Annotated in this window: 5 protein-coding genes; 4 read left to right on the forward strand and 1 reads right to left on the reverse strand. The window is 43.3% G+C overall.

Annotation, left to right across the window (positions count from 1 at the left end; genetic code table 11):
* Positions 1-157 precede the first annotated feature (157 nt).
* Together RIB93_RS06110 and RIB93_RS06115 are read left to right on the forward strand one after the other, a co-directional pair.
* On the forward strand, positions 158-1,570 hold the full coding sequence (locus tag RIB93_RS06110) for an adenylate/guanylate cyclase domain-containing protein (RefSeq protein WP_446371269.1): 1,413 nt from the start codon (positions 158-160) through the stop codon (positions 1,568-1,570).
* 188 nt (positions 1,571-1,758) lie between these two features.
* Entirely contained in the window at positions 1,759-7,545 is a 5,787-nt protein-coding gene (locus RIB93_RS06115) for an AAA family ATPase (protein WP_446371271.1), read from the forward strand.
* Positions 7,546-7,688: 143 nt separating this feature from the next.
* Here RIB93_RS06115 and RIB93_RS06120 read toward each other — a convergent pair whose 3' ends face one another.
* Positions 7,689-7,967, reverse strand: coding sequence for a hypothetical protein (locus RIB93_RS06120; RefSeq protein ID WP_446371273.1), 279 nt, complete (start codon positions 7,965-7,967; stop codon positions 7,689-7,691).
* A gap of 1 nt (position 7,968) precedes the next feature.
* Between RIB93_RS06120 and RIB93_RS06125 the strand changes: the two genes are divergently transcribed.
* Positions 7,969-9,663: a CHAT domain-containing protein gene (locus RIB93_RS06125; protein ID WP_446371275.1), complete on the forward strand. Its 1,695-nt coding sequence runs from the start codon at positions 7,969-7,971 to the stop codon at positions 9,661-9,663.
* Positions 9,617-9,772, forward strand: coding sequence for a CHAT domain-containing protein (locus tag RIB93_RS06130; protein WP_446371277.1), 156 nt, complete (start codon positions 9,617-9,619; stop codon positions 9,770-9,772). The genes RIB93_RS06125 and RIB93_RS06130 overlap by 47 nt, the downstream gene beginning before the upstream one ends.
* Positions 9,773-10,179 lie beyond the last annotated feature (407 nt).

Below are 10,179 nucleotides of genomic sequence, written 5' to 3' on the forward strand. Positions count from 1 at the left end.
AAACCCGCCCCGACTTGACGTAGCTTGCTTTTTGCTTGCGCGAGTAGGACAAATGACCAATGACCAATGACGAATGACAAATGACATTTTTTCCGAAATAAGGCTGAACAGATTGATATGAAAACTATAGCTCGTCCGGAAAACGCCGATCGCACCTATGCAACCTAACCACCCCTCTATAGAGCAGCTTATTTTAGAGAATGCCAGTCTGCGTCAGGAAATCGCCGCCCTGAAGCAGGAAAATGCCGATTTAGAAATTCTGCTGGAAACGACAACCGAACATTCGGATACCGTTACTGCCCAGTTGCATAATCAGGCAATTCAAGCCGTACTCGATAGTGAAAAACGACTGTTGCAGTTTCTGGAAGCCATGCCTGTGGGTGTGGCGGTATTGGATCATCAAGGCTGTCTTTACTATATTAATTGTAAGGGAAAACAGTTAACCCGACATCGCATCCCCCTGGGAGTCAATGCGGAAAAATTAGCTAAACTTTATCACATTTATCGCAGCGGAACCAATCAACTTTATCCCTTTGATCAGTTACCGATTGTGCGAGCGCTTCAGGGTGAAACTGCCACGGCTGATGACCTAGAAATCCGCCACGGGGATCAGGTGATTCCCCTAGAGGTTTGGGGAACACCGATATTTGATCAAGACGGGACTATTATTTTCGCGATCGCGGCGTTTCAAGACATCACGGAACGCAAAAAAGCTGAAGCCGAACGCCTTCAGTTTACCACGGATCTCTTTGCCCTCAATCAAGCCCTATCCCGCTTTGTTCCCCGTCAATTTCTTCAGTTGTTAGAGAAAGATAGTATTGTCGATGTGCAACTGGGTGATCAGGTACAAAAAGACATGTCGGTGTTATTTTCTGATATTCGTAATTTTACCACTCTTTCCGAGAAAATGAACCCGGACGATAACTTTAAGTTTATTAATTCCTATTTTAGTCGCATGGAAGCCGCAATTATTGATAACCAGGGGTTTATTGATAAATATATTGGCGATGCCATGATGGCACTCTTTAGTGGTAATGCGGATGATGCACTTAAGGCGGGAATTACCATGTTGCATCGGCTGGCTGAGTATAATAGTCATCGTACCAAAACTGGCTATGTGCCGATTCGCATTGGCATTGGGATTAACACTGGCTCGTTGATGTTGGGTACCGTAGGCGGTGCATCGCGCATGGATAGTACGGTAATTAGTGATGCTGTTAATTTAGCGTATCGGATGGAAGGATTAACCAAAGAGTATGGCGTACCGTTGTTGATTTCTCACTACACCTTTTGCCAGCTCAATAATGCCAATAACTATAGTTTTCGCGTGATTGATAAAGTTAAGGTTAAGGGGAAATCTGAGGCGGTGAGTGTTTATGAAGTCTTTGATGCCGATGAATCTGAAATGCAACAGGCTAAGTTAGTCACAAAAACCACCTTTGAACAAGCCCTGTTATTTTATAATCTGGGTAAGCTTGACCTAGCCGCCAGTCTGTTTGAACAGTGTTTGCGCCAAAACCCTGAAGATAGCGTGGCTCGAATTTATCAGTTACGCTGTTTGAATAGGTAGAAAGCAGAGGGTTCCAAGGCAGATGAATGAAAAATAATTATCGATAATTTTTTATTCCTATAAAATTATTGGTTTTAACAGTTTATATACCTGATTGTGCTTCTCTGTTCCCCATTGCCCATTGCCCATTGCCCATTGCCCATTGCCCATTGCCCATTGCCCATTCCCTGTTCCCTTAAATCACATCTATGTTTAACATTCCCGGTTATCAGATTTTATGCCAAATTCATGAAAGCACTCAATCAATTGTCTATCGAGGAATTCGCCAAGAGGATCAGCAAGCGGTTATCCTCAAACGCCTGAAGACTAATTATCCTACACCGGAAGAGATTCGCAAATATAAGCAGGAATATCAGATTACCCGCCGTCTCAATTTGGCAGGCGTCGTCAAAGCCTATCGCTTAGAACAGTATCAAAACAACGTAGTCATTATATTCGAGGATTTCGGCGGCGATTCTTTACAGCTATTGCTGAATCACCATCCACTGACTCTGGCTGAGTTTCTCGACATCGGCATTAAAATAACCGATAGTTTAAATCAAATCCACGCCGCTAATATTATCCATAAAGATATTAACCCCAGTAATATTGTTTACAATCCCCAAACCGGACAAATTCAACTGATTGATTTTGGCATTGCCAGTGTTTTGAGTCGAGAAAATCCTACTCTACAAAACCCCAACGTTATTGAAGGGACTTTAGCCTATATTTCCCCGGAACAAACGGGCAGAATGAACCGATATATGGATTATCGCACAGATTTTTACTCTCTGGGTGTCACCTTTTATGAATTGTTGACCGGAAACCTCCCCTTTGAGGCTCAAGATGCGATGGAGTTAGTGCATTGCCATCTGGCGAAATATCCTAAACCTCCCCATCTTTTAGACGGGAGTAAACAGATGCAGGAAGGTAAGGGAGTGGGAGAGATACCCCAGGCGGTTTCAGACATTGTGCTTAAACTCCTCGCAAAAACAGCAGACGAACGCTATAAAAGTGCCTTGGGAATTCAAGCGGATTTAGTGATTTGTCTGATGCAATTAGAGGCAAATGGTTTTATCGAACCCTTTCCAGTTGCAGAAAATGATGTCGCTGAAAAGTTCCAATTTACTCAAAAAAATTATGGTAGAGACGCTGAATTAGCAATCTTACTCGCCGCCTTTAACCGTGTGGCTAATGGGAGCAAAGAATTAATGCTCGTATCTGGTTTTGCCGGGATTGGCAAATCGGCATTAGTTCAGGAACTTCACCAACCAATTGTGCAAAAACGGGGGTATTTTATCGTCGGTAAATTTGACCAATTTAAACAAAATAGTCCCTTCGCGTCTTTGGTGCAAGCCTTCTCTGACTTAATCGGACAAATTTTAACGGAAAGTGAAGCCAAAATTGCCGATTGGCGTTCTCAACTGTTAGAGGCGTTTGGTATTAATGGTCAAGTTATTATTGACGTTATTCCTAAACTTGAACTGATTATCGGTCAACAGCCTCCTGTACCCGAACTTCCCGCGACAGAAGCGCAAAATCGTTTTAATCGATTGTTTGCTCAGTTTATCCAGGTATTTGCTCAAGCAGAACATCCTTTGGTTATTTTTCTGGATGATTTGCAATGGGCAGATTCGGCGTCTGTGGATTTGTTGGAACGGTTACTGACTGATATCGATAGTCGTTATCTTTTAATTATTGCTGCGTATCGGGATAACGAAATTAACCCGGTTCATCCGTTAAATCAGCTACTAGAGAAGAGTCCCAACCTGGGGGTAACGGTCAATAAAATTTATCTCAATCCCTTAGAGTTGATCCACCTGAATCAGCTAATTGCCGATGCGCTGGATTGTTCTTTAGAGGAGGTGAAACCGCTAGCAGAATTAGTTTGGGACAAAACGCAAGGAAATCCCTTCTTTGCTACTCAGTTCTTAACCTCTATTTATAACCAAGGGTTACTTCAATTTGATTTTGATTCGGGATCATGGCAATGGGATATTCAAGAAATTGCGGCGGAAACGGTATCCGATAATGTTGTTGAATTTATCGCCCAAAAACTACAAACATTATCCGAAAATACCCAGAAAACTTTACAGCTTGCGGCTGGGATTGGTAATGTATTTGATTTAACCACCTTAGCCGCTATTTATGATAAATCACCGTTAGAAACAGCGATTAATTTATGGGAGGCGGTTCAAGCAGGACTAATTATTCCTCTCGGTGAAGATTACAAGTTTATTCAATCTGCTGTACTTACCACGTCTAGTTATTTCACTGACAATGATCCGAATGACAATTTCCCTTCTCTTACATCACCAATCAGTGTCACGGTTAATCCTTCATATCGATTCATTCATGACCGAATTCAACAAGCTGCTTATTCGTTAATTTCTGAAACGGATCAATCTGCCATTCACCTGCGAATTGGTCAGTTTATGCTGAAAACAATTCCCCCAGAAAAGCAGGACGAGAAACTATTTGATATTGTTAATCAGTTAAATGTGGCTATCCCATTAATCACGGATCAGTCTGAGAGAAATGAACTGGCTCAATTGAATCTCCTAGCTGGACAAAAAGCCAAAGCTGCCACTGCTTATGAATCTGCGGTTAATTATTTAAATACAGGACTAAATTTGTTAGCCACGGATAGCTGGCAGATTCAGTATAATTTGACAGTAAGCCTCTATTATGAAGCTGCCGAAGCCGCCTATTTGCGAGGAAATTTTGCCGAGGCAAAGCAGTTGGGAACAGTTATTTTAGACCAAGCCAATGCATTGGGCGATCGCGTCAAAGTTTATGAACTAATGATGCAGATTAGTATCGCCCAAAATCAGCTACTTCAGGCAATTGATATTGGCTTAGAAACCCTGGAAATTCTGGATGTCTTTTTAGTCGAGTCTAACGGAGAAAATGGACAAGTTGAATTACCCGCGCTCACCGACTTAGACGAGTTTCCCCAAATGACTGATCCGCAGAAAAAAGCGGCAATGAGAATACTAGTTACTGTGGCGTCAGCTACCTATTTAGCCAAGCCGGAACTCTTGTTCCAGGTAATCTTAACCATGGTCAATCTTTGTCAAACCTATGGGCTTTTGCCAGAGTCTACTTACGCCTATTCAGTGTACGGATTGCTTCTCTGTGGAATCTTGGGGAAAATAGAGGAAGGCTATTACGCCGGGGAATTGGCGCTGAGACTCTTAGATCAATTAGAGGCGAAGGCGCTTAAGTGTAAAGTGCTGCACCTATTTAACGTCTATATCCACCACTGGAAAGCCCATGCTAAGGATACCTTAATTCCCTTGCGATCGGCAATTCAATCGGGATTGGAAACCGGGGATTTAGAATATGCGGGTTATTGCATGACCAATGATTGTACCTATTCGTTTTTTATTGGTACTCCCTTGGATGTTGTCGAGAAAAAACATAAACACTATATTAAATCCCTCTCTAAAATTAACCATACATTTTCCCTTTATTTAACCCAACTTTGGCGACAACTCTGCTTGAACTTAATTGGAGAAGTCGAGTCAGTGGTGCAATTGCGGGGGGATAGCTTTGATGAACAGGAAACTCTGCCCTACTTACACCAAACCAATAATCATACCTTACTCTTTTTTGCCTATTTAGCCAAAGAAATCCTCAGTTATTTATTTCAAGAGTTTAATTTAGCGATTTCCGTAACCCATCAGACTGAGGCATTTGCCGGATCAGCACAGGGATTAATCGTTTATGCGATTCATCTGTTCTACAATTCACTCATCCTCTTGGCGCAGTATCCCACTGTAGAACCCTCTGAACAAGAACAGTATTTAAATCAAGTCATTGCTAATCAAGAAAAAATGCAAAATTGGGCGAATTATGCCCCGATGAACTATCAGCACAAGTATGATTTAGTGGCAGCAGAGAAAGCACGAATTCTAGGAGATTTTCTCACGGCAATGGACGATTATGACCACGCGATTCAAGGGGCAAGAGAACATGGGTATATCCAAGAAGAAGCCTTAGCCTATGAACGCGCCGCCGAATTTTATCTGAGTCTCAATCGAGTAGAAATTGCTCAAACCTATATGACTAAAGCGCATTATTGCTATAGTCGCTGGGGGGCAAACGCTAAAGTTAGGGACTTAGAAAAACGCCATTCTCAGTTAATTGAACGGCGGGCAAATTTCCGTTCAGCCGACAGAAAAACCTCCGACGTGAATCCCTTTATTCAAACCTCTGATGGCAGTGATTCGTCTCGCTTAGATTTGACCAGTGTTCTGAAAGCCTCCCAAGCGTTATCAGGAGAAATCCTTTTGGATCAATTACTGGCAAAGTTCATGCAAATTCTGATTGAAAATGCAGGTGCAACTCAAGGCTATTTGATTCTGTCCACTCAGGGAAAACTGCTGATTGAAGCGGAGGCGGCGGTGAATCAGGAGACGGTTAAGGTGTTACAGTCTATTCCAGTAGAAAGTAGTACCGCTGTGGCAACAAGTATTATTAATTATGTAGCGCGTACCCACGAAACCGTTGTCTTACATGATGCCATGAATCAGGGTAAATTCACCCAGGATATCTATGTGATCCAAAATCAGTCTAAGTCTATTTTGTGTAGTCCATTGCTGAATCAAGGCAAACTATCTGGATTGATTTATTTAGAAAATACTTTAACGACAGGTGCTTTTACCTCAGACCGACTAGAACTGCTGAAACTCTTATCATCTCAAGCCACAATCTCGATTGATAATGCTAAACTCTACGCCGAAATTCGCAGCAATGAAAGTCGATTAAGTCAACTTTTAGAAGCCGTCCCTGTGGGAGTCGCTGTTATCGATAATCGGGGCAAAAGTCACTACTTGAATCAACGGGCGCAGGAGTTACTCGGCAAAGGAATTTTACCCGATTTAAACTATGATGAAATTGCTGAAATTTATCAAAACTATGTTGCTGGAACAAAGCAGCTTTATCCTAATGATAAATTACCCATGGTAAAAGCCTTGCGTGGTGAATATACGACAGCGGATAATATTGAAATTCACCAGGGCGATAGAATTATTCCCATAGAAACGTGGGGAACACCTATTTTTGATGAACAGGGGAATGTTATCTATGCAATTGTCGCCTTTCAAGATATTACCGAACGTCGCCAAGCTGAGGCTGAACAAGAACGATTTACCCAAAAACTCTCTCAACTGAATCTGGCATTTTCCCGGTTTGTGCCGCGTCAATTTCTCCAGTTTTTGGATAAGGACAGTATTGTGGAGGTGCAAGTCGGGGATCAGGTGCAGAAGGAAATGTCGGTGTTATTTTCTGATATTCGGGATTTTACCCAACTCTCGGAAACAATCACACCGGATGAGAATTTTAAATTGATTAATTCTTATTTACAATGTATGGAACCGACGATTGTGGATAATCAAGGGTTTATCGATAAGTATATTGGCGATGGGATTATGGCACTCTTTGGCGGTGAGGTTAATGATGCGGTGAACGCCGGAATTGCCATGTTGCATCGACTGAGAGAGTATAATCAAGAACGCCGGAATCAGGGTGATAGTCCCCTGCGAATTGGTATCGGGATTAATACAGGTTCCTTGATGTTGGGGACAGTTGGCGGATGCAATCGCATGGATACGACGGTAATCAGTGATGCGGTGAATTTGGCGTCTCGTGTGGAAGGATTGACGAAGGAGTATGGCGTGTCGTTGTTAATTTCCCATCATACGTTTTTAGGGTTACAGCATCCAACTGACTATGCGATTCGTTTAATTGGTCAGGTACAGGTTAAGGGAAAAGCGGAATTAGTCACAGTTTATGAAGTCTTTGATGCGGATTCTCCGGAGATAAAAGCTGGGAAGTTGGCAACATTGCAATTGTTTACTGAAGCGTTATCGTTCTATCATCTCCAGATTTTTGAGCAAGCCGCACAAGGGTTTGAAGAGGTTTTACGGTTGAGTCCTAGGGATAGAGTGGCTCAACTGTATCTGAATCGGATTCGGGGATGTGGGGTTTAAATAAAGGGCGGGTTTGGTTGTTCAGTTATCGTTAAGCTACCTAATTGAGTCCCTAAACCCGCCCCGACAATAGATTGATATTTATGGAATTATCGATTGAATAAAGGGTGTACGTCTATGCGCCCCTACGTTCAAAATCGCCATTAAATAAAGGGCGGGTTTGGTTGTTCAGTTATCGTTAAGCCACCTAATTGAGTCCCTAAACCCGCCCCTACGAATGGATATTGGGGGAATCCCAGATAATCATAACGTGACGTGCGATCGCGCCAGGCTAGCGCGATGAAAGTTACTTTTGTTTGTAGTTGCGCTTGTAGTTGCGCTTGTAGTTGCGCTTTAGCGCCATCAACCTCAAAATCGCCCCCCCCAAATGACAAATGACAAATGACGAATGACAAATGACCAAACACTAGGGAGACTACCATTATGATAAACCAGACAACTCCATCCACACTCCTACTCATCACCAACATATTCCTAGTGCAGTGCGGCGGAAGTAACTCTCCAGTTAAAAACAGTGTAAAATCTTACGGTATCAGCTTTCTCCCCTCCTGCCTCCTGCCTCCTGCCTTCTGCCTTCTTGCCCTAGCGGGATTATCCCTATCCCTCCCCAAAATCGCCCTCAGTCAATCACCGCCTCCCTCTTCCCTCCCCCATCCAGACTCCCTCATCGCTAACTCCACCGATGACTTAGCTGAAGCCAACCGACTCTATCAGCAAGTTGAACAACTCTACAATCAAGGGAAATATAATGAGGCGATTCCCTTAGCCGAACGGATGCTACGGCTTTATCAGAGCGTGCATGGGGAAGACCATGAACGCCAGAAACGGGATTATTTACAAACAATGTTCTGGAGTACCCAATTTGCTCCCTCCTTCCATCTCCATTCTGCTCCCAATAATCCCCAAGCGGCTAAGTTAGCCTTAACCACCATCTTCCGACGCAAGGGACGCATTTTAGATGTTTCCACCAATAGTCTGCAACGCCTGCGCCAAAACCTGACTCCAGAGAATCAGGCGCTGTTAGATGAACTCTCTGAGGCTTATAGTCAACTGGCTAACCTAATATATAAGACATCAGACAATGATATAGTCTCAGCTTCAGAAGACTACCGCACTCAACTCGCCTCGGTAGAACAACGAGTGCAACAATTGGAAAATCAACTGTCTCGCCAAAGTGAACAATTCCGGCTTGAATCGAAACCCGTCACTATTGAAACCATTCAACCTTTAATTCCCGACGATGCGGTATTAGTGGAACTGGTACGCTACAAACCCTACAATCCCAGTGATGATAGTTATGATGCACCGCGTTATGCGGCTTATATTCTCTCCTCCACAGGAGAACCGGAAGCGATTGATTTAGGTGCAGCGGATACGATTGAGAAAAAAATAACGGATTTTCGCCAACTATTCCAAAATGGTACTCAACTTCCCATTCCCCTAATTAAACAATCGGCGCGTGCATTAGACCAAGCAATCATGGCACCGATTCGAGAAAAGATTGGCGATTCTCGCCATATCCTGATTGCTCCCGAGGGCGCTCTCAGTTTGATTCCCTTTGAAGCTTTAGTTGATGAAAGTAACCGCTATTTAGTGGAAACCTATTCCTTTACTTATCTTACCTCTGGACGGGACTTACTGCGACTCCAAAATCCTTCTCCCAGTCACGATAATCCCGTACTCATTGCTGACCCCTATTTTCAGCGTCCCGGTGAATTCGTTGCTGACATTCGCTTTATTGATTTAGCCAAAAAAACCTTTGCGCCGCTTCCGGGAACTGCTGAGGAAGCGGAAGCGATTGGTCAGTTATTAAATATTACCCCACTGATGGGAGAGTTCGCAACGGAACGAGCGGTAAAACAGGTCAATAGTCCCTCAATTTTACATATTGCCACTCACGGCTTCTTTGAATCCAATCCCCAATCGGAAGCTGGAGCAGGCACAATTAATAATAACCCCTTACTCCTATCTGGATTAATTTTAGCTGGATTCCGCGTCGGTGACAGTGGTGGAGGCGGAGAGTCAGGTGATGAGTTTATGGAAGGTTTCGGATACGGCGACGAAGGATTTAATGGTGAAATACTATCAGAAATTAAGGGAAAATCAGGGACGAAGTGAGGCGTTGCGTCAGACACAGTTGGAGATGTTAGAGAGTGGAGAGTATCAGCATCCGTATTATTGGGCGGCGTTTATTCCATCGGGGGATTGGACACCGATGGAGCGATGATTTTTATGGGGGATAATGTAGGGGCGCACTGAGGTTATGCGTTTTAAGTTAAAGAAACCCCTCACCCCCAACCCCTCTCCCACTCTGGGGAGAGGGGAGCAAGAATGTAGGGGCGGGTTTAGGGACTCAATTGGGCTAGTTAACGATAACTGAACAACAAAACCCGCCCTTTATTTAGGGTCTGTTGAATAAGTCTTGTGGTGGGGAGAGGCAACACTTAACAGGCAACAGTTTCAACCCTTTTAAACCAGAATGTCAAAAAAATAAAGGCTCTTTCAGACTAACTATGATAAAATACTAAAAAATAATCTCCATAATCCTTGCTACGCAAGAATCATGGAGATTAAAAAAAGCAATTCTAATAAAACAGGCTTTTGATTCTGTTAGAGCCTTTGCTACTTAAGGGT

This window comes from Coleofasciculus sp. D1-CHI-01 (assembly GCF_040218875.1).
In the GTDB taxonomy this organism is placed as follows: Bacteria; Cyanobacteriota; Cyanobacteriia; order Cyanobacteriales; family Coleofasciculaceae; genus Coleofasciculus.